Annotated in this window: 15 protein-coding genes; 4 read left to right on the plus strand and 11 right to left on the minus strand. The window is 69.6% G+C overall.

Annotation, left to right across the window (positions count from 1 at the left end):
- Positions 1 to 4: 4 nt before the first annotated feature.
- Both ACEN9G_RS05405 and kdpE read left to right on the plus strand, forming a co-directional pair.
- Positions 5 to 2,698: a DUF4118 domain-containing protein gene (locus ACEN9G_RS05405; protein ID WP_483126461.1), complete on the plus strand. Its 2,694-nt coding sequence runs from the start codon at positions 5 to 7 to the stop codon at positions 2,696 to 2,698.
- Positions 2,691 to 3,386: a two-component system response regulator KdpE gene (gene kdpE, locus ACEN9G_RS05410; protein ID WP_483126462.1), complete on the plus strand. Its 696-nt coding sequence runs from the start codon at positions 2,691 to 2,693 to the stop codon at positions 3,384 to 3,386. Before ACEN9G_RS05405 ends, kdpE begins: the two co-directional genes overlap by 8 nt.
- Here the strand turns inward: kdpE and ACEN9G_RS05415 are convergent.
- Positions 3,346 to 5,229: a sensor domain-containing diguanylate cyclase gene (locus ACEN9G_RS05415; protein WP_483126463.1), complete on the minus strand. Its 1,884-nt coding sequence runs from the start codon at positions 5,227 to 5,229 to the stop codon at positions 3,346 to 3,348. The genes kdpE and ACEN9G_RS05415 overlap by 41 nt on opposite strands.
- 446 nt (positions 5,230 to 5,675) lie before the next feature.
- Here ACEN9G_RS05415 and ACEN9G_RS05420 point away from each other — a divergent pair, with 446 nt between their 5' ends.
- Complete coding sequence (locus ACEN9G_RS05420; protein WP_483126464.1) at positions 5,676 to 9,266, plus strand: GAF domain-containing protein; 3,591 nt, start codon at positions 5,676 to 5,678, stop codon at positions 9,264 to 9,266.
- Here the strand turns inward: ACEN9G_RS05420 and hisN are convergent.
- Together hisN and ACEN9G_RS05430 are read right to left on the minus strand one after the other, a co-directional pair.
- Positions 9,243 to 10,034, minus strand: coding sequence for a histidinol-phosphatase (hisN, locus tag ACEN9G_RS05425; protein WP_413345531.1), 792 nt, complete (start codon positions 10,032 to 10,034; stop codon positions 9,243 to 9,245). The two genes, ACEN9G_RS05420 and hisN, sit on opposite strands and share 24 nt — an antisense overlap.
- 42 nt (positions 10,035 to 10,076) lie before the next feature.
- Positions 10,077 to 10,877, minus strand: coding sequence for an MBL fold metallo-hydrolase (locus ACEN9G_RS05430; protein WP_413345529.1), 801 nt, complete (start codon positions 10,875 to 10,877; stop codon positions 10,077 to 10,079).
- 91 nt (positions 10,878 to 10,968) lie between these two features.
- Between ACEN9G_RS05430 and ACEN9G_RS05435 the strand changes: the two genes are divergently transcribed.
- Positions 10,969 to 11,952, plus strand: coding sequence for a GlxA family transcriptional regulator (locus tag ACEN9G_RS05435; RefSeq protein WP_483126465.1), 984 nt, complete (start codon positions 10,969 to 10,971; stop codon positions 11,950 to 11,952).
- Positions 11,953 to 12,000: 48 nt separating this feature from the next.
- Here ACEN9G_RS05435 and ACEN9G_RS05440 read toward each other — a convergent pair whose 3' ends face one another.
- From ACEN9G_RS05440 to ACEN9G_RS05475, 8 genes are all read right to left on the minus strand, one after another.
- Positions 12,001 to 12,465, minus strand: coding sequence for a hypothetical protein (locus tag ACEN9G_RS05440; RefSeq protein ID WP_156403957.1), 465 nt, complete (start codon positions 12,463 to 12,465; stop codon positions 12,001 to 12,003).
- Positions 12,462 to 12,953 carry a BPSL0067 family protein gene (locus ACEN9G_RS05445; protein WP_413345253.1) on the minus strand — a complete coding sequence of 164 codons (492 nt, stop codon included), beginning with the start codon at positions 12,951 to 12,953 and terminating at the stop codon, positions 12,462 to 12,464. Before ACEN9G_RS05445 ends, ACEN9G_RS05440 begins: the two co-directional genes overlap by 4 nt.
- Before the next feature lie 12 nt (positions 12,954 to 12,965).
- Positions 12,966 to 13,457 carry an Hcp family type VI secretion system effector gene (locus ACEN9G_RS05450; protein WP_413345255.1) on the minus strand — a complete coding sequence of 164 codons (492 nt, stop codon included), beginning with the start codon at positions 13,455 to 13,457 and terminating at the stop codon, positions 12,966 to 12,968.
- A 173-nt stretch (positions 13,458 to 13,630) separates the two neighbouring features.
- The gene (locus ACEN9G_RS05455) at positions 13,631 to 16,183 is read right to left on the minus strand and encodes a PAS domain-containing hybrid sensor histidine kinase/response regulator (protein ID WP_495605531.1); all 2,553 of its coding nucleotides are present in this window, start codon (positions 16,181 to 16,183) and stop codon (positions 13,631 to 13,633) included.
- 106 nt (positions 16,184 to 16,289) lie between these two features.
- The gene (locus ACEN9G_RS05460) at positions 16,290 to 16,847 is read right to left on the minus strand and encodes a type II secretion system protein (protein WP_413345451.1); all 558 of its coding nucleotides are present in this window, start codon (positions 16,845 to 16,847) and stop codon (positions 16,290 to 16,292) included.
- Between the two features lie 118 nt (positions 16,848 to 16,965).
- The gene (locus tag ACEN9G_RS05465; protein ID WP_413345450.1) at positions 16,966 to 17,178 is read right to left on the minus strand and encodes a tautomerase family protein; all 213 of its coding nucleotides are present in this window, start codon (positions 17,176 to 17,178) and stop codon (positions 16,966 to 16,968) included.
- A gap of 120 nt (positions 17,179 to 17,298) precedes the next feature.
- Entirely contained in the window at positions 17,299 to 18,336 is a 1,038-nt protein-coding gene (locus tag ACEN9G_RS05470; protein WP_483126468.1) for an AraC family transcriptional regulator, read from the minus strand.
- Positions 18,312 to 19,151: a GGDEF domain-containing protein gene (locus tag ACEN9G_RS05475; RefSeq protein WP_413345830.1), complete on the minus strand. Its 840-nt coding sequence runs from the start codon at positions 19,149 to 19,151 to the stop codon at positions 18,312 to 18,314. Before ACEN9G_RS05475 ends, ACEN9G_RS05470 begins: the two co-directional genes overlap by 25 nt.
- Positions 19,152 to 19,188 lie beyond the last annotated feature (37 nt).

Here is a 19,188-nt window from a genome sequence, read left to right on the forward strand (position 1 = left end):
ACGCATGAGCGTGCCCGGCGACGAGGTACGGCGCGATCCGGACGCGCTGCTGGCCCGCGTGCAGGAAGAAGAACGGCGCGCCGCGCGCGGCCGGCTGCGCATCTACTTCGGCGCGTCGGCCGGTGTCGGCAAGACGTACGCGATGCTGTCGGCCGCGCGCCAGCTCGCGGCCGCGCGCACGGTGCTGGTCGGCGTCGTCGAGACCCACGGCCGCGCCGAAACGGAAGCGCTGCTGGACGGGTTGCAGGTGCTGCCTCGCCACCAGATCGCCTACCGCGGCAAGGTTCTGTCCGAGTTCGACATCGACGCGGCGCTGGAACGGCGCCCGGAACTGGTGCTCGTCGACGAGCTGGCGCATTCGAACGTCCCGGGATCGCGCCACCCGAAACGCTGGCAGGACATCGACGAGCTGCTGGCCGCCGGCATCGACGTGTTCACGACGGTGAACGTGCAGCACCTGGAGAGCCTGAACGACGTGGTCGGCGGCATCACCGGCGTGCGCGTCGGAGAGACGGTGCCGGACTCCGTGTTCGATGCGGCCGACGAGGTCGTGCTGGTCGACCTGCCCGCCGACGAGCTGCTGGCGCGGCTGAAACTCGGCAAGGTGTACCAGCCGGTGCAGGCCGAGCGGGCCGGCCGCAACTTCTTCCGCAAGGGGAATCTCATCGCCCTGCGCGAGCTGGCGCTGCGACGCACGGCGGAACGCATCGGCGACGACGTGCGCGCGTACCGGGTCGAGCAATCGATCGACACCGTGTGGCGCACCGGAACGACGTTCCTCGCCTGCGTCGGTCCCGGTCCCGGCGCGGAAGGCGTCGTGCGCAGCGCGGCGCGCCTCGCGGCCCAGCTGGGCGCGGACTGGCACGCCGTCTATGTCGAGACGCCGGCCCTGCAGCGCCTCGACGCGGGCCGGCGCGCGCGCACCCTGGACGCCCTGAAGCTGGCGCGCGACCTCGGCGCCGTCGCCGCCGTACTGTCCGGCGACAGCGTGGAATCGGCCGCGGTCGACTACGCGCGCAGCCACAACCTGGGGCGAATCGCGCTGGGCCGCGGCGACCCGCGCTGGCCGTGGCAGGCGACGCGCGCCCGGCGTATCGCGCGCCTCGCGCCGGACGTCGAACTGCTGGAAGTGGCCATGCCGCCGGCCTCCGCCGCACCGCCCATGCCGGCCGCGCGGCGCACGACCACCCGCATGGACATCGCCGCACACGGCGTGGCGGTGCTGTCGAGCGTCGGCATGGCGCTGGCGCTGACGCCCACCGTCGGCCACCTGGACCTCGCCAACATCGCCATGCTGTTCCTGCTGGTCGTGCTGATGGTGGCGGTGCGCCTGGGCCGTGGCCCGTCCGTCACCGCGACCTGCGTCAGCGTCGCGTGCTTCGACTTCTTCTTCGTCCCGCCGCGCTTCACGTTCGCGATCTCGGACGTCCAGTACCTGGTGGCGTTCGGCGTCATGCTGGCGGTCGGCCTGATCACGGGCCACCTTACGGCCGGCCTGCGCTTCCAGGCGCACGTGGCGGCGCGCCGCGAGAGCCGCACGCGCGCGCTGTACGAATTCGCCCGGGCCTTGTCGGGCGTGCTCCAGACGGACCAGATCCAGGAAGCGACGCGCGACGCGATCGGGCGCACGTTCGGCGCGCGCACCGTCCTGCTGGTGCCGGACGCCGCCGGGCGCGTGGCCGTGGCCGGCGACGACGCCATCGCCGCGCTCGACACCGGCATCGCGCAATGGGCGTTCGACCAAGGCGCCAGCGCCGGGATGGGCACCGACACCCTGCCCGGCAGCCCCGTCTTCTACCTGCCGCTCGTGGCGCCGATGCGCACGCGCGGCGTGCTGGCGATCGAGGCCGCGACGCCGCACTGGCTCACGGCGCCGGAACAACGCCAGCAGCTCGACACGTTCGCGGCGCTGGCCGCCATCGCGCTGGAACGGGTGCACTACATCGAGGTGGCGCAGGACGCCCTGGTGCGCATCGAATCGGAACGGCTGCGCAACTCCCTGCTGGCGGCGCTGTCGCACGACCTGCGCACGCCGCTCACGTCGCTGATGGCGCAGGCCGAGGCGCTGGCCGGCTCCACGCCGCCGCTGGCCGCGGGGCAGCGCGCGATGGCCGACGCGCTGCGCGAGGAAACGGTGCGCATGGGCCGCCTCGTGACGAACCTGCTCGACATGGCCCGCATCGAGAGCGGCGACGTCAAGCTCAGGCTCCAGTGGCAACCGGTCGAGGAAGTCATCGGCAGCGCCCTGGCGGCCAGCCGCGCCGCGCTGGCCGGCCACGTGGTCGCGACCCGGGTACCGGCGGACCTGCCGCTCGTGCAGTACGACGCGGTGCTGGTCGAACGGGTGCTGTCCAACCTGCTGGAAAACGCGGGCAAGTACACGCCGCCCGGCAGCACGGTGACCGTCGCCGCGGAGCAGCACGGACAGTGGCTGAACGTCGCCGTGACGGACGACGGGCCGGGCCTGCCGCCCGACCAGGAAGAAGCCGTGTTCGAGAAATTCACGCGCGGCGAACGGGAATCGGCCAAGCCCGGCGTGGGCCTCGGGCTCGCCATCTGCCGCGCGATCGTGGGCGCGCACGGCGGCACCATCCGCGCGGCCAACCGCCCGGGCGGCGGCGCCGCGTTCACGTTCACGCTGCCCGTGGGCACGCCGCCGGCGCCGCCGCCGGACGACATGGAGAACGACGATGAGTGATTTCACCGGTATCGCCCTGCTCGTGGAAGACGAGCCCCACATCCGCCGCTTCGTGCGCGCCGCGCTGGAACGGGAAGGATGGCAGGTCCACGAGGCGGCGACGCTCGAACGCGGCCTGACGGAGGCGGGCACGCGCAAGCCGGATGTCGTCATCCTCGACCTCGGCCTGCCCGACGGCGACGGCGCCGACTTCATCGCCGACCTGCGCACATGGTCCGCCGTGCCGGTGATCGTGCTGTCGGCGCGCGTCGACGAGGAGGAAAAAATCCGCGCGCTCGACCGCGGCGCGGACGACTACCTGACGAAACCGTTCGGCGTGGGCGAACTGCTGGCGCGCGTACGCGCCTCCCAGCGGCGCCAGCGCGGCCCGGCGACGGGCGGCGACGGCAAGGTGCGCTTCGGCGACGTCGTCGTGGACGTGCACAACCGCCAGGTGACGAAAGGCGGCGCCACCGTGCGGCTCACGCCGACGGAGCACCGGCTGCTGGCGGTGCTCGTCGCGAACGCGGGCAAGGTGATGAGCACGCCGCAGCTCCTGCGCGGCGTGTGGGGACCGAACCAGTCCGACCAGGCGCACTACCTGCGCATCTACATGGGCCACCTGCGCCACAAGCTGGAAGACAATCCCGCCCAGCCCCGCTACCTGGTCACCGAGACGGGTGTCGGCTACCGCTTCCAGCTGCCGTAGTCTCCTCGACGACGAGCACGGACACCGTATCGCGCCCCGCGTGCTTCGAGCGGTACAAGCCGTCGTCCGCCGCATGGGCCAGCGCGACCTGCTCCGGCCGTGCGCTCCACGCGATGCCGATGCTGCTGGTGACCGCGAGCGTGTGCCCGTCCAGCAGGAACGGCGCGCGGATCGCGTCGAGCAGCTTGGCCCCGATGCGTTCGCATTCCAGCGGCGAGCCGACCTGCTCCAGCACGATGACGAATTCGTCGCCAGCCAGGCGCGCCACCGTGTCGGTGGCGCGCACCGTGGCGCCGAGACGGCGCGCGAGCTCGCGCAGCACGGCGTCGCCCACCGCGTGGCCGAGGCTGTCGTTGATCTGCTTGAAGTGGTCGACGTCGAGGTAGGCCAGCGCCAGCGGCGTGGCGCCGCGGCGCGCGCGCGCGATGGCCTGCGCGAAGCGCTCCTCGTAGCTGCGCCGGTTCGGCAGGCCGGTCAGGTGGTCGGAATGGGCGAGCGCGTGCAGCTGGCGCTCGTATTCGCGCGCGGAGGTCGCATCGGTCGACAGCACGTAGATGCCCTGCACGATGCCGTCGCGGATGTGCGGCAGATAGGTCGAGCTGATCACGCGCGTGCGGCCGCGGCGCTGTTCCTCGATCTCCAGGTGCGACGCGTGCCCGGCCAGGCAGCGCTCCAGCGCTTCGCGGCGCGACGCGTAGAACCCCTCGCCCATCGCGTCGAGCACGGTCCTGCCGATCATGTCGGTCGTCTTCACGCCGAACCATTCGCGATAGCGTTCGTTGGCGAAGCGGTAGCGCAGGTCGGTGTCGACGTAGGCGATCAGCGCCGGCACGTTGTCGGCGATGGTGCGCAGCCATTCGCCGCTTTCGGCCAGGCGTGCGCGCGACGCATCCAGTTCCGTCACGTCCTTCATCGCGACGACGGCGCCCAGCGGCTCGCCGGTGGTGCCGTGCAGCGCGCGGCCGCTCGCGAGCAGGCGGCGCGGCGGCTCGCCCGCCACGTGGATCGTCATGCCGGCGTCCATCACGCGCTCGCCGCGCAGCGCGCGCACCAGCGGGATGTCGTCCGGCGCCAGCGGCGTGAGGCCGTCCTCGCCGTACAAATCGTAGTGCGCGGGCCAGGCGGCCTGCGGCAAGGCGCTGTCCGCGTCGAGGCCGTGGAAGGCGCGCGCGGCGCGGTTGAACAGCATCAGGTGGCCGTCGGCGTCGCACGCGACCACGCCCACGTCCACCGTTTCCAGCACGGCGTCCAGCAATTCCTGCTTCTGGCGCAGGGCCTGCTCGGCCGCCTCGCGCAGGCGCATCGTCAGTTCGAGGGCGGCGTTCTTGTCCTGCAGTTCGCGCGTGCGGTTGGCGACCAGCACGTCGCGGTTCAATTCGTCCTGCACCAGTTGCGCGAGGTCGCGCAGCATGCGCCGGTCGGCGTCGCCGAACGTGCGGGGACGCCTGTCGATGATGCACAGGGTGCCGAGCGGCTGGCCGTCCACGCTGTGCAGCGGCTGGCCGGCATAGAAGCGGATACGGGGCGTGCCCGTCACGTGCGGGTGCGCGGCGAACCGCTCGTCGAGGAGCGTGTCCGGGACGACCAGCATGTCGTCCAAAGCGATGGCATGGCTGCAGAAGGCGAGCGAGCGCGGCGTTTCGCAGTAGTCGAGGCCTGCCTGCGACTTGAACCACTGGCGCTCGCGGTCGACGAGCGACACGAGGGCGATCGGGACGTCGAACGCGGCGGTGGCGAGGCGGGTGAACCGGTCGAACCGGTCTTCGCGGGGCGTGTCGAGCAACCCCAGCGCGTGAAGGGCCTGGAGGCGTGCTTCTTCAGCGAGATCTTGTTGACTGAGCATGGGCATCCTTGATCGGCGAAGCACGCAGCCTGTGCAGCAAATTCTATCCGATTATCACCAATCTGTGCGATAGAGCCACATTCGTTGCATCCCGGGTACACCCCGTGCCGTCGTAAAACTTTGAAAACATTCTACTTCGAAATAATTGATGAGAATTCACCTTTTATGCATAATCCATGCGGACTGCTGCACAAATGACACACTGCATTGCCACATGATCGCACCGTGTGGGAGCGAACCGGGCGGCGGCATCGTGGTCGCGAAGTGCCTGTCGGAAAGTAAAGATTTTCCATCCGGAATTTGAATCGTCGCATCGGCAACACGGGGCAAACGAAATCTCTCGAAAACTCATCTTTCGCTTGCCCAGCGAAACAATCTGACCCTATTCTTCCCGTTCGCGGTTCACCCGCGGAGAGTCTGCCCGGAATGACAACGGACGAGAAGACATGACGCATAACGACACGGGCAATGTCGAGGTGACCCTCGACGAAGTCTTGATCACGCACGAACTCGCACGCCGCCCGGCGCGTGCACCCGATCACCGCGCGGAGAGCCGCGCCCTCACGCTGCTCGGCCAGGAGCTCGTGACCCATCCGCGCGGCGTCCTGCAGCGGCTTGCCGAACTCGCGCTGCAGCTGTGCCGCGCCGGCACCGCCGGCGTCAGCATTCTCGAACATGGCGCGAAGGGCGACGTGTTCCGCTGGCACGCGATGGCCGGCGTGTATGCGAACGCGGTGGGCAGCGCAGTGCCGCGCGGGGACAGCCCGTGCGGCGCCGTCATCGAACGCAATACGACCTTGCTGTTCGACGGGCCCGGGCGCCGCTTCGCCTCGCTGCGCTGCGACGGCCCGCCGCTGCTCGAATGCCTGCTCGTACCCTGGGCGATCGACGACCAGCCGATCGGCACGGTCTGGATCCTCTCCCACGATCCCGAGCGCCAGTTCGATGCCGAGGATGCGCGCCTGCTGGCGGAACTGTCGTCCTTTGCCGCCGCGGCGCACCAGGTCGTGAAGGCGCTGGACGAGGCGCAGGCGGCAAGCCATGTCGAGCGCGGTCTCGCGACGCTGCGCCACCATGTCGAAACGCGTGCCGGGGGCACCGCCGAAGCCGCGCTGCTGGCCAGTCCCGCCATCCTGCGGCCGCTGCTCGAACTCCACGTGGCGCCGCCCGGCCAGGCCGACCTGCCCGCGGCATTGGCCCCGGTGCTGAACCGCGCCTGCGCATTGGCGGGGGCCGCCTACGGCCGCATCGAACTGGCCGCCGGCGCGGATGCGGGGCGCGCCATCGTGGCCCAGCGCACGCACGGCACCGCCGCCGGCTACCGCAACGACGTCGTCCCCGTAGCGCGCGCCGCCGCGACGGATGCGCCGTATGCGCTGCCCCTGACGGCCCACGACGGCACCACGCTGGGCACCTTGCGCCTCGCACTCGTGCGGCCGCCCGCGGCGGACGGCACGGGCCTGCTCGACCTGCTCGTGCGCACGGCGGCCGGCGCCATCGAACGCCACCGCAGCCATGCGGCAAGGCGTGACGACGAGCGGCGCCAGGCCTTCCTGCTGCGCCTGAACGATACCCTGCGCCCGCTGGCCGACCCGCGCCGCATCCAGGAAGAAGCCGCGCGCGTGCTGCGCGCCCATCTCGGCGTCGACCGGATCGGCTATGCGGCCGATTGCGGCGACGGCGAGCACGTGATCGTCACCCATGCGGACGGCACGCGCGCGTCCGCGTTCGGCAGCAAGATGCGCTACGCCGACTTCGGTCCCGGCCTGCTGGCCGCGCTGCGCAAGGGCCGGCCGGTCGTGCGGCCGGATATCCTGTCCGATCCCGAGCTCGACGCGGCCGCACGCGAGGCGCATGCCTTGCTCGGCGCCCTCTCCGTGGCCGACGTGCCGCTGGTGAAGGACGGCCGCCTCGTCGCCATCCTGTTCGCGCACCACGGCAGCGCGCACGCGTGGAACGATGCCGACCTGGCCGTCATGCAGGAGACGGCCGAGCGCACCTGGGCCGCCGTCGAGCGCGCGCAGGCGCAGGCCGAGCGCGAGGCCGCGCACGCGGAACTGATGCGCCAGTCGCGCTTCGTCGCGACGACGATGGATGCGCTGCCCGACTTCGTCTACGCGTTCGACCGCGCGCACCGCTTTGTCTACGTCAACCGCGCGATGGAAGAACTGTACGGCATGGAAGCCGGCGCGCTCGTGGGCCGCAGCTTCGCCGACCTGGACTTCCCGTCCGACCTGGCCGCGCGCCTGGACGGCCACCTCGACACCATCTTCCGCACCGGCGTCACCATCCAGGACGAGGTGTATTTCACGAGCCCCACCGGCACGAGCGCCTATTTCCAGTTCCGCTGGGGCCCCGTGCTGGCCGAGGACGGATCGGTCGAGCAGGTCGTGGGCGTCTCGCGCGACACGACCGGCCGGCGCATGCTGGAAGCGCGCCTGCGCGAGAGCGAGGAACGGGCGGCCTTCCTGCTGCGCCTGTCCGACGCGATGCGCTCGCTGGACGATGCCGACGCGATCGAGGCGACGGCCACGCGCATGGTGGCCGCGCACCTGGACGCAAGCCGCGTGCTGATCGGCGAATTCGAGGAAGGCCGCGTCCACATCCGGCGCGACCACGTGGACGGTGTCGCGTCGCTGGCCGGCACGTATCCGATGCCCTCGCTGGGTGCGCGGGCGCTCGCCGCGTTCGAGCGGGGCGAGCCCTTCGTCGTCGAGGACACCGCGCGCGACCCGCACATGGACAGCGCCACGCGCGCCGGCTGGATCAGCGTCGGCATCGCTTCCCACGTCGGCGTCGGGCTGTATTCCGGCGGGCGCATCGCCGGCGTGTTCTGCGTGCACCACGCGGCGCCGCGGCACTGGAACGCGGCCGAAGTGAACCTCGTGCGCGAAGCGGCCGAACGCACGTGGGCCGCGATCGAGCGCGTGCGCGCCGAGCAGGCGCTGAAGGACGCGGACCGGCGCAAGGACGAGTTCCTCGCCACGCTGGCGCACGAGTTGCGCAATCCGCTCGCACCGATCAGCAACGCGATCCAGCTGATGCGCCGCGCCGACAGCCGCGATGCCGCCGATCGTCTCACGGGCATCGTCGAGCGCCAGGTACGGCAGATCGTCAAGCTCGTCGACGACCTGATGGAGATCGCGCGCATCTCGCGCGGCAAGATCGAACTGGACCGGCGCGCGCTGGCCCTGACCGACATCGTGCGCGACGCCGTCGAAGCGAGCCGGCCGCAGGCCGAACGCGCCGGTCACGTCCTCGACGTGACGGAGCCGGACGCGTCCCTCGTCGTGCACGGCGACGCGGTGCGCCTCACGCAGGTGCTCACGAATCTGATCAACAACGCCGCCAAGTACACCGGCGCGGGCGGCCGCATCGACCTGCTCGCCCGGCGCGAAGGCAGCGCCGTCGCGCTGCGGGTGCGCGACAACGGCCGCGGCATCCCGGCCGCGCAGCTGCCGCACGTGTTCGACATGTTCGCGCAGCCGCACCTGGGCGACCGGGGCGACGGCGACGGCCTGGGCATCGGCCTCGCCATCGTGCGCAAGCTCGTCGAGATGCACGACGGGACCGTGGAGGCCCACAGCGCGGGCCCGGGCTGCGGCAGCGAATTCGTCGTGCGGCTTCCCCTGCTGCACGACACGGCGCCGGACGGCGAAGCGGGGACGACGTGTGCGGCGCTGGCCGGCCACCGCGTGCTCGTCGTCGACGACAACGCCGACGCGGCCGACACGCTGGCCCAGCTGCTGGACACGCACGGGGCGCGGGCGCGGGCCGTGTACGGCGGCCCGGCCGCGCTGGCGGCGCTGCCGGCGTTCGCGCCCACCGTCGTGCTGCTCGACCTGGGCATGCCGGAGATGGACGGTTTCGACGTCGCGCGCGCCATCCGCGCGGAAGGCCATGCGCACGTGCGCGTCGTCGCCCTCACGGGCTGGGGCCAGCAGGCCGACCGCGAGCGCACGCGCGCGGCCGGGTTCGATCATCACATGACCAAGCCGGTCGATCTGGCGGCGCTAGCCGCGTGGCTGGGCGCGTAACTCGTCCATCAACTGCGCGTGCAGGCGCCGGTCGCCGCACGCCAGCACCGTGCCGCCGTGCTGCGCGTCGCCGCCATCCCACGCGGTGATGACGCCGCCCGCCCCTTCGATGATGGGCACCAGCGCCTGCACATCCCACGGCTGCAGGCCCGCTTCGATGACGGCGTCGACGAGACCGGACGCGAGCATGCAGTAGGCGTAGCAGTCGCCGCCATAGCGCAGCAGCCGCGCGCGGCTTGCGACGGCGTCGAACGCGATGCGCTGGGCGGGATCGAAAATGTCGGGCGACGTGCACATCACGTGCGCGTCCGCCAGTTGCGCGCACGGGCGCGTGTGCAGCACGTGGCCGCCGTTCCACGCGCAGTGCGCCGTGCCGACGAAGCGCTCGCGCGTGAAGGGCTGGTTCATCAGGCCCAGCACCGGACGCGTGCCGTCGTTCAGCGCGATCAGCGTGCCCCACAGCGGCAGGCCGAGGAGGAACGCTTTCGTGCCGTCGATGGGATCGAGCACCCAGGTGAGGCCATCGCCGGCCTGCGCCCCTTCCTCTTCGCCGAGGATGCCGTGATGCGGATAGCGCGCGCGGATCAGCGCCCGCATCACGCGCTCGGCGCCGCGGTCGGCCGCCGTCACCGGATCGAAGCCGTGCGCGCTCTTGTTCTCGGCGCCGCTGCCGGCGCGGAAATGCGGCAGGATGGCGCCGGCGGCCGCGTCGGCCAGCTCGTTGGCGAACTGCAGGTACTCGTCGAATTCAGCGGCATCGATGGGCATCGGCTATCTCGCAGGAAGGCGGCACGGCGCCGCCTCCCGATACTACATCGAACCTGCGCCGGCTTGGGTAAATACGCATGCCTCGCCATCGTCGGGCACGAGAACCCGCCCCACCAGATCCTGCGTGTCCACCCACGCCCGCAGCTCGGCCCGCGACAGCATGCAGTGATTCACGGCTTCCAGGTGGCTCGCGACGATGGCCGCCCGCGGCGCCGCCTTCACTACACTGGCCACGTCGTCCAGGTCCATGATGATGGGCCCCAGGCCCGGCACCTGCGCGTCGCCGCAGTTCAGCACGACGACGTCCGGATCGTACGTCTCCAGCGCCGCCGCCACGTGCGCGTTCCACACCGTGTCGCCGGCGATGTACAGCGTGGGCTCGTCCGGATGGCGCAGCACGAGGCCGCTCACTTCGCCCATGCGCGCGCCGATGGCGGCCATGACGGTGTCGCTGCCGTGCTGGCCGCGGGTCTGGGCGATGCGGACGCCGTCGAACAGGGTGTCGCCTTGCGCCGACAGCGTGCGCACGTCGGTGAAGCCGTCGGCGCGGATGGCCCGCGCATCGGCGTCGTTCTGCGCGAACACGGTCAATGCGCGCGGCAGCGCGCGCCGCGCGGCGTCGTCCCAGTGGTCGGCGTGCAGGTGCGTGACGAGCACGGCGTCCACGTCGAACAGGGTCGCCAGAGGCACGGGCAGGTCGACGAGCGGATTCGCGAGGTGGCTGTTGGCCGTGCCGGCAAAGCCGGGGTAGGCGCCCTTGTCGCCCAGCAGCGGGTCGACGAGGAAGGTCTTGCCGGCGTACTCGATGAGCAGCGTGGCGTTGCGGATCTGGGTCACTTGCATGGTGTCTCTCCTTGGTTGTGTGACGCCATTCTCGCGGTGCGGACGGTTGCCCGACAGTGGCCCGAAGGACAACCTTCGATATAATCGGGCCATGACCCGACATGATCACTCCACCTGGCGCGTGGCCGTCATCGCCTTCGACGGCATGACGCCCTTCCACCTGTCCGTGCCCTGCCTCGTGTTCGGCGGCCGTCCCGGCGCGGATGCGAGATCGCGCTTCGCGCTGACGGTGTGCGGCGCCGGATCGGCCTCGCCGCTGGCCACGAGCGCCGGCTTCGGCATCGTGCCGGGCCACGGCCTGGAAGCGCTGCGGGATGCCGACATCGTCGTCATGCCCGCCTGGTACGACGACTGCCGCCCCGCGCCGCCCGCGCTGCTGGACGCGCTGCGTGCGGCGCATGCGCGCGGCGCCTGCATCGTCGCGCTGTGCCTCGGCGCGTTCCCGGTGGCCGAGGCGGGCCTGCTGGACGGCCGTACGGTCGCCACGCACTGGGCCCTCGCCGCCGAGCTGGCGCGGCGCCACCCGCGCGTAAAAGTCGATCCGGACGTGCTGTACGTGGACGATGGCGACGTGCTGACGTCGGCCGGCGTGGCGGCCGGCATCGACTGCTGCCTGCACCTGATGCGCCGGCTGTGCGGCGCGGATGCGGCCAACCACGTGGCGCGCATGCTCGTCGTGGCGCCGCACCGGCAAGGGGGCCAGGCCCAGTTCATCGAACGGCCGGTGCCCGTGTCGCCCAGCGACGGCCGCCTGTCCGCGGTGCTGGAGTGGGTGACGCGCCACCTCGGCGAGGAACACGGCATCGACGACCTGGCCCAGCGCGCCGCCATGAGCCGGCGTAACTTCACGCGCCACTTCCGCCAGGCGACGGGCACGTCGTTCAAGCAATGGCTGCTGGCCCAGCGGCTGGCGCACGCGCGCTGGATGCTGGAGACATCCGATGCGGCCGTCGAGGTCGTGGCGCAGGAGGCCGGCTTCGGCTCCGCGCTGTCGCTGCGCCAGCACTTCCGCGCCGCGCTGCAGACGTCACCGGCGGCGTATCGCAAGGCCTTCCGGCGTGGCGCGGACGGCTAGGTGATTTCTGCTGAAACGAACATCGCGCGTTCTCTCGCGGGTATCGCTTCATGGCTGACCTGTACAAGTCGCCGTTACCGTCCATGCACTGGGCTTGCGTGACTTGATTTCCCGGGTTTGCTGCGTACAGTTTACGTCTTCGGGGGCCAGCCGAATAAACCACGACTCTTTTCCGTGGCCCTCCATGTATTGTCCCCATTCGTGCCCGTCGTGGAAACGGCCCTTGATTCGCTTATGCGAGCCGTACTCACAGACGAGCCAATTCGGCTCTGGAGGCTCAGAAAGACCGTAAAGGATGTCGATGCCGTCCTTGGCGGGGCGATCGTCCCCCCTCAACCAGCCGCTTGGATAGATTGTTCCGTCAGTAGGTCTCTCGCCCCACATCATCATTGCGCTAGTGAGCGGAAGTCCCGGCGACTCCTTGCCGGGGTAGGTCGAAGGGCACTTGTAGACGCCAGCATGGGCGGTGGCGGAAGTCGACAGGATGAGTGCTGCAATGAGGTTTCGTTTCATGGGACGAGCACCACGTAGAATTCTTCCGCCCTGTCGCATGGTTGCCTTGGCGATGATGCAGATTGCGCCTTCACCCACCGAGGGCTAGGCCATTTTCCCTCGCCACTGCGCCACTGGTCGAACATCTGGATGCGCAACGCCTTGCCGCCGCTGTACGAGTCCGCTCCCATGAATAAAGCGGCATGGTGTCCATGCACGATGGCGGGAGGGCGAGGATAGTGCCACTTTCCGTCGATGAGCTTGAAATTCGCAATAACGGTCCCCGGCTTGAGCGTCTTTGCGACATCAATGACGCGGTCACCCCGTTGCCATCGTCCAGTCCAGCCAACACTCGTTAATCCTTGCGGCAGAGCTACACATTCGCCGTTTCCGATCCTCAGGTGTTTCAATCCTTCTGTTCCCTGTTCCTTGAACGTCTGCCTCCACTTACCTTCCCACTCCATGACTAGCGCGTTCATGTCGCCAGTGTAGACAACCGGATGCGGCATGGTGGCCTCCCATCAGGCGCAGATTCGATTCGCTGCTGAATCCCAGCCTCCCGCCGTGCTACCACCAGCACCGCCGCCGATCTTCTGCTGAGTGTACGTGCATTTGAACTTGGACGACGCCAAGTGAACCTTTTCCGTGATGATTCCGCCATTTCCGCTAGTCGGGAGGACGCTGGACAGCATCACATTCTCAAGTTCGATTTCGAAGTATTTGACGCGGGAACCGTCGCCGTCGGCCCTGAAGAAATGAAACGTGGCTTTGGGTAGCGTCTTTCCTGCCGCACAGGTTTGGAAGAGGACAGGTGAGGCGATGTCGGCCAGCTTGTCAAACACGACTTCGTGAACCTCAGCCTTGCCGCTGGTGTGTCCACCGGCCGTCGATATGGCCGTGGCTCTCGGCTGAGTTACACCCCACGAAACGTTGTGGACTTCTATCCACTGGCGATGCTTATCGTCCATCGATTCGCCCTTGATGTCCCCGATCTGCAAATAAGCGTCAAGCATGTGTTCCTCCGTTGCGAGTGAAACGGGGATTTTTGCTCTACGGCGCGGCACCGACGTTGGCTGGAGTCAGTGTATTGAAGGAGGCAAATCAACAGTCCTGCCACATCGCAGCTAGAGGGGAAATCTATTAAGGGTGAACGGGTGATTAACGGCTGGCCGGGGTGCGGAGGCACCTACGCACGGCCCGCGCCGAGCCACGCGTGCAGCACGTCCAGGTCGACCGGCTTGGTGAGGTGAAAATCGAACCCGGCCCCGCGCGTGCGTTCGCGGTCGCTCTCCTGCCCCCACCCCGTCAGCGCGACGATGCGCACGCCGGACCAGGCGGGATCGGCGCGGATGCGGCGCGCCACTTCGAGGCCGTCCATGTCCGGCATGCCCAGGTCGAGCAGCACCGTGTGCGGGCGCAGGACCGGCAACGCGGCCAGCGCCGACGGGCCGTCGTACACGGCGCGCGCCTGGGCGCCGTCCGCGTCCAGCAGCATCGCGAGCGTGTCGGCGGCGTCCTGGTTGTCGTCCACGACGAGGATGTGCTGTCCCGCCAGCGGCGCCGTGCCCGCCCCCGCGGCGTCGGGCGGTTCGGCCAGCGGCAGGCGCACGACGAATTCGCTGCCCAGCCCCGTCCCGGGACTCTTCGCCTCCACGGTCCCGCCATGCATCTGCACGAGGCTGCGCACCATGGCGAGACCGATCCCGAGCCCGCCCTGCCCGCGCCCGGCCGCGCGATGCGCCTGCGTGAACATGTCGAACACCGCGGGCAGGTGGCCGGCCGGGATGCCGATGCCGTTGTCGCGCACCGCGATCTCGACTTCCTGGCCGTCGCGCCGCGCCTCCAGCGTGATCCTGCCGCCCTGGTCGGTGTACTTGGCCGCGTTGTTCAGGAGGTTCGCGAGCACCTGCGTGAGGCGCACGCTGTCCGCGTTCAGCGTCAGCGCTTCGTCGGGCAGGCGCACGTCCAGATGGTGGTGGTGCTGGTCGATCAGCGGCCGGCTCGTCTCGACGGCGCCGTGCACGACGTCGGCCAGCAGCAGCGGCTGGCGGTGCAGCTCGATCTTGTCGCGCGTGATGCGCGAGATCTCGAGCAGGTCGTCGACGAGCTTGATCATCTGGCGCACCTGGCGGCCCAGCATCTCGACGAGGCGGTCGGCGCGGCGGCGGCCGTCCGGATGGCGCAGCAAATGCACCGCGTTGCTGATCGGCGCGAGCGGGTTGCGCAGCTCGTGCGCCAGCACGGCGAGGAATTCGTCCTTGCGGCGGTCCGTTTCCTTCAGCGCCTGCTCGGCCAGCACGGCGTCCGTGATGTCGAGCGAAGCGCCGACGTGGCCCGCGTAGCTGCCGTCCGGCGCGAACAGCGGTTGCCCGTAACTGTCGAACCAGCGCCACTGGCCGTCGCGGCGGCGCACGCGGTCGACGTTGCGCCAGGGCCGGCGCGTGCGCACGGCATCCATGTAGTCGGCGATGTACGCGGGCGCGTCGTCCGGATGCACCAGTTCGTGCCAGCCCATGCCCATCACGTCCTCGAATGCCTTGCCCGTGAAATCGAGGTAGTACTGGTTGACGAACACGTTGCGGCCTGCTTCGTCGTTCTGCCAGATCAGCACGGGCACGGTATTCGCCAGCGTCCGGAAGCGCTGTTCCGACACCCGCAGCTCGTCCTCGACGCGCTTGCGCGCCGTGATGTCCTGGACGATGTTGACGGCGCCCGTGACGGCGCCCGCATGGTCGCGCAGCGGCGTGATGGTGAGCAGGACGTCGATGCGGCTGCCGTCCGGCCGCTCGATCGTCAGTTCGCGGTCGACGACGGGCTGCCCCCCGGCCAGCACCTCGCGCAGCGGCGCCGTGAAGTTTTCCAGCCGGTGGCCGTTGTTCGCGCATGCTTCCGGGCCCCAGCACGCGGGCGCCTCGCCGGGCGGGCCGCCGCACAACGCGTCGGCGCAGGCGTTGTGGAACACGACCGTCCCCGCCGCATCGCAGGCGACGACGCCGGCCGGAATCGCGCCGATCAGGTCGCGGTAGCGCTGCTCGCTGGCGCGCAGCGCGTCGTCGGCCTGGCGGCGCTGCGCGATCTCGTGTTCGAGCATGCGGTTGTGCTCCGCCAGCACGCGCGTGCGTTCCTCGGCCGCCTGCTCCAGTTCGCGCCGGCCCTCGGCCGTTTCATCGAGCGCGACGATGGCCTGGTAGGCGGCAGCCGCGAAGTCGGCCAGGTTGCGCAGCACGCGCGCATCCTCGGCATCGAATTCGCGGTCGGGGCGATGGCTGATTACCCATACCGTGCCCACCGCGCGGCCCTGGGCCGTCCACGGCACGAGCAGGTTTTCGATCATCGGCGGGTCGAAGCCGGCCATCGCCGCGAAGCAGCGCTCGCCGTACCGCATGAGCATGGTTTGATTGCGGTCGACTACGACGCCGCATGGACTGATGTCGAAAGCGATCGTGCCGCCAAGATGGTCCGCGAACAGCCCGGCCGCCGCGTGCCAGCGGAAGTAGCGGCGCCCGTCCTGTTCCTCGAGAAGGCTGATGCCGGCCGAACCGGCGTCGCACAATTCGAGCACCAGTTCGGCGAGTGTCCGGGGGACGCCGTGCGGATCGGCGGCCAATTGGCGGGCGAGCGCAGCCATCGCGCGGTTTTCCGCCGCGTAGTCGGGCGCCCGGCGCGGACGCCGCTCCAGTTCCTTTGTGATGAGCACGTCGTCCACGCAGGACGCGGCGGCTGCGGGTGGGATCTCCATCGGCACTGTATCGCTCGTATTGACACCCCATGCTATCGAAAAGCACGCCGCCGTGGCGCGCTAATGCATTGCAGGCGCAATCAAGCTGTGCCGCGTTTCCCGCGGCTCAACACCCGTCGGTATTGGCCTTGACGGTCGGAACGCCGGTGCCGGCATACGAGTACTGCACGGAACATTGCGTGGGATTCGGTGCGCTTTCGATGCGCCATCCGGCATCGCCGTTCGGGATCTTGTTGTTGCCGTAGCCATAGAACGTGTAGCCGTCGGCCTCGACTGCCGCCGCGGACAGGTAGCAGCCGTTGGCCGGCACCGTCAGGCCTTGCACCACCGAGCCGATGCCGTCGCACCACCGGTCGGGGTAGCCGCTCCAGACACGGATCTTGGTGCCGTCCATGTCGACGTTCGTCAGGTTCGCGATGGCGAGCGGCGTGCCGGCGCCGCGGATCGCGGTCAGCGACTTGACCAGCTTGATGCCCGTGTTGACGGAACCGGTCAGCGACTGGATCGACGCCTTGCGGCTGTCGCCCCCGAGGTCGGCGAATTTCGGCAACGCGACCGCGGACAGGACGCCCAGGATGACGATGACGACGATCAGTTCGATCAGCGTGAAGCCCCGGGTCCGTGCTGCGGTCGGGGCGTGAATTCCATTTTGATGTCGATACATGGCGCGAGCTCGGTAGATAAGCCGGTTACATTCTTTTCCACAAAGAATTATTTCAGTATATCAATACACTCGCCACATATCTATCATTTGGTTGGCCGACCGTTGTAACCTTGCGTCTCTACGGCTTGGCGAGGCCCATCCTGGCCAGGGTCAGCGTCTCGTCCGCCCTGCCCCAGCCGCCGTCGGCGACCTCTTCCACCAGCACCATCGAATAAGGCCGGGCCTGCTCGCCGAAATACTCGACGAACATCGCCGTCGTGCGGTGGATGATCTCTTCCTTGCGGGCCGCGTCGACGACGCCCTCCGGGAATTTGAAATTTGCGAATGGCATGATGCCTCCTTGTCGTGAATGGCGACGAATGTCGCCGGTGCAGGCATTGTCGGCATTCGCGCCAATGCGATAAATGTGGAGAAATGGCGAAGTCTGTTCAACCTCGCCCAACAATCATGCTCACAGGGCCGCGTCCAGCGCCAGCCGCAGCGGTCCCGGCGTGATGCCCGTCCAGCGCTTGAACGAGCGGCGGAAATTGGCGGCATCGTGGAAGCCCAGGTAGGCCGCGGCCGCTTCATTGTCGAGGCGGCGGGCCTGGAACAGCCATAGCGCGACGTGCGTGCGCACCTGGTCCAGCTCGGCCTGGAAATGCGTGTGATGGCGCAGCAGCTGGCGCTTCAGCGTGGCCGGGCTGGCGCCGAAATCGTGGGCCGTGCGCTCCAGCGAGGGCGCGGCGCGCACCCGTTCCAGCAGGTAGTCGTACAGCGCCGCCAGCAGGCCTGGCGGCCGTTCGGGCTCCGCCGCGGCCGCCGCCTGCGCGAGGCCGGTCGCGATGCCGTTCCCGCGCGGCCAGGGGCGGTCAAGCCATGCCGCGTCGATCAACATGGCGTCCAGCTGGCAGTCGAAGCGCAGCGCGCTCCCCAGGTGGACGTGGTGCTGCTCGACGTGGCGCGGGGCCGCGCGGTTGAAGCAGAAGCGCCACGGCAGCCGCTCCCCACCGAGCCAGCGGCACAGCGCGACGACGGCCGTCATGTGCATCTCGACCAGCGCGGGACGCAGCCCCGGCGCGCCGTGGCTGTCCACCCAGTACAGCAGCGCGACGTCGCCCCACGTCTCCAGGCGCGGACGCAGCAGGGGCGTGAGGCGCGCATGCCAGCGGCACAGCGTCTCGAGGAGCGTGCGCAACGTGGGCGCCTGCACGAGCGCGTGGCTGGCCGCGCCGTCGTGGCCGGGCAGCAGTTGCTGGCCCAGCATGAACGATGTGTCAGGGCTCTCCAGCGCGCGCAATGTGTTCGCGAGCAGGCGCAGGAGCTGGCTCGCCGACACCAGCGCCGCCGGGTCGAGCGCATCGGCCAGGCCCGTGTCGCGCAGCAGGACAGCGTCGTCCGCGTCGGCCGCGCGGCCGTATTCGAGCACGAGCGCCGGCTGCAGATAGCCCGGGATAGCCGGGTCGGCCGCCGCGCACCAGGCGATCACGCCGCGTCCATCCGGCGGCACAGGTCCGCCAGCAGGATGTCGGGCGCGCCGTCCGCCGGCGCGCAGTCGTGGCGCAGGCTCAATGCGACGCGGCGCTCGCCCGCGTGGTGATGCATGGCGCCGACCATCGCGCACAGGTGACGCGCGGCGTCCGCAGCCGCGTCCACGGCGAGGCCCGGCATCAGCACGGCGAAGCGGTCGCCCGCGTAGCGGCACAGCAGGTCGTCGTTGCGCAGGTTCAGCAGCAGCATGTGCGCGACGGCCTGCAGCACGCGGTCGCCTTCCGCCCTGCCGTGCTCGCGGTTGATGCGGTGGAAGCCGTCGATGTCGAGCAGGACGACGGTCCCTGTCGTGCGGCGCAGCTGTTCGCGCAGGTAGTTGGCGTCGGCCAGTTGCGTGACGCGGTCGAACGGCCGGTGGCTGCGGAACAGGCGCTCGCGCTTGCGCAGGTGGTCCGTCAGCAGCGCCTGTTCGCGGCGCCAGTAGTACAGCCCCGCCGTCAGCACGAGCATCCCGAACGGCACGAGTCCTTCCAGTGCGTTGTCCCACAGCGCGTCCTTGTCGATGCGCCAGAACTCGTCCAGGCAATCGGCCCACGAACCGAGCGTGATGCACGCAAGGCCGCCGGCCAGCAGCCGCGTCACGCGCCCGGCCGGCCGGCTCGCCAGCACGATCAGGCACCACACGAGCGCCATCAGCGCGGTGCCGCCCTCGTCGACGATGTCCATCCAGTGCCAGCTCGCGAACGGTTTTGGAGTCCCGGCGGACGCATACAGCGCGGCGAATGCGGCCATTGCGCAGGCGAAGACGATGAGCGGACGGACGAAGGCGGGCATAGCGGCGCGGTAGCGAAAATGACGGCCGAAGGTAGCG

Source organism: Massilia sp. Masssp94, assembly GCF_059491305.1.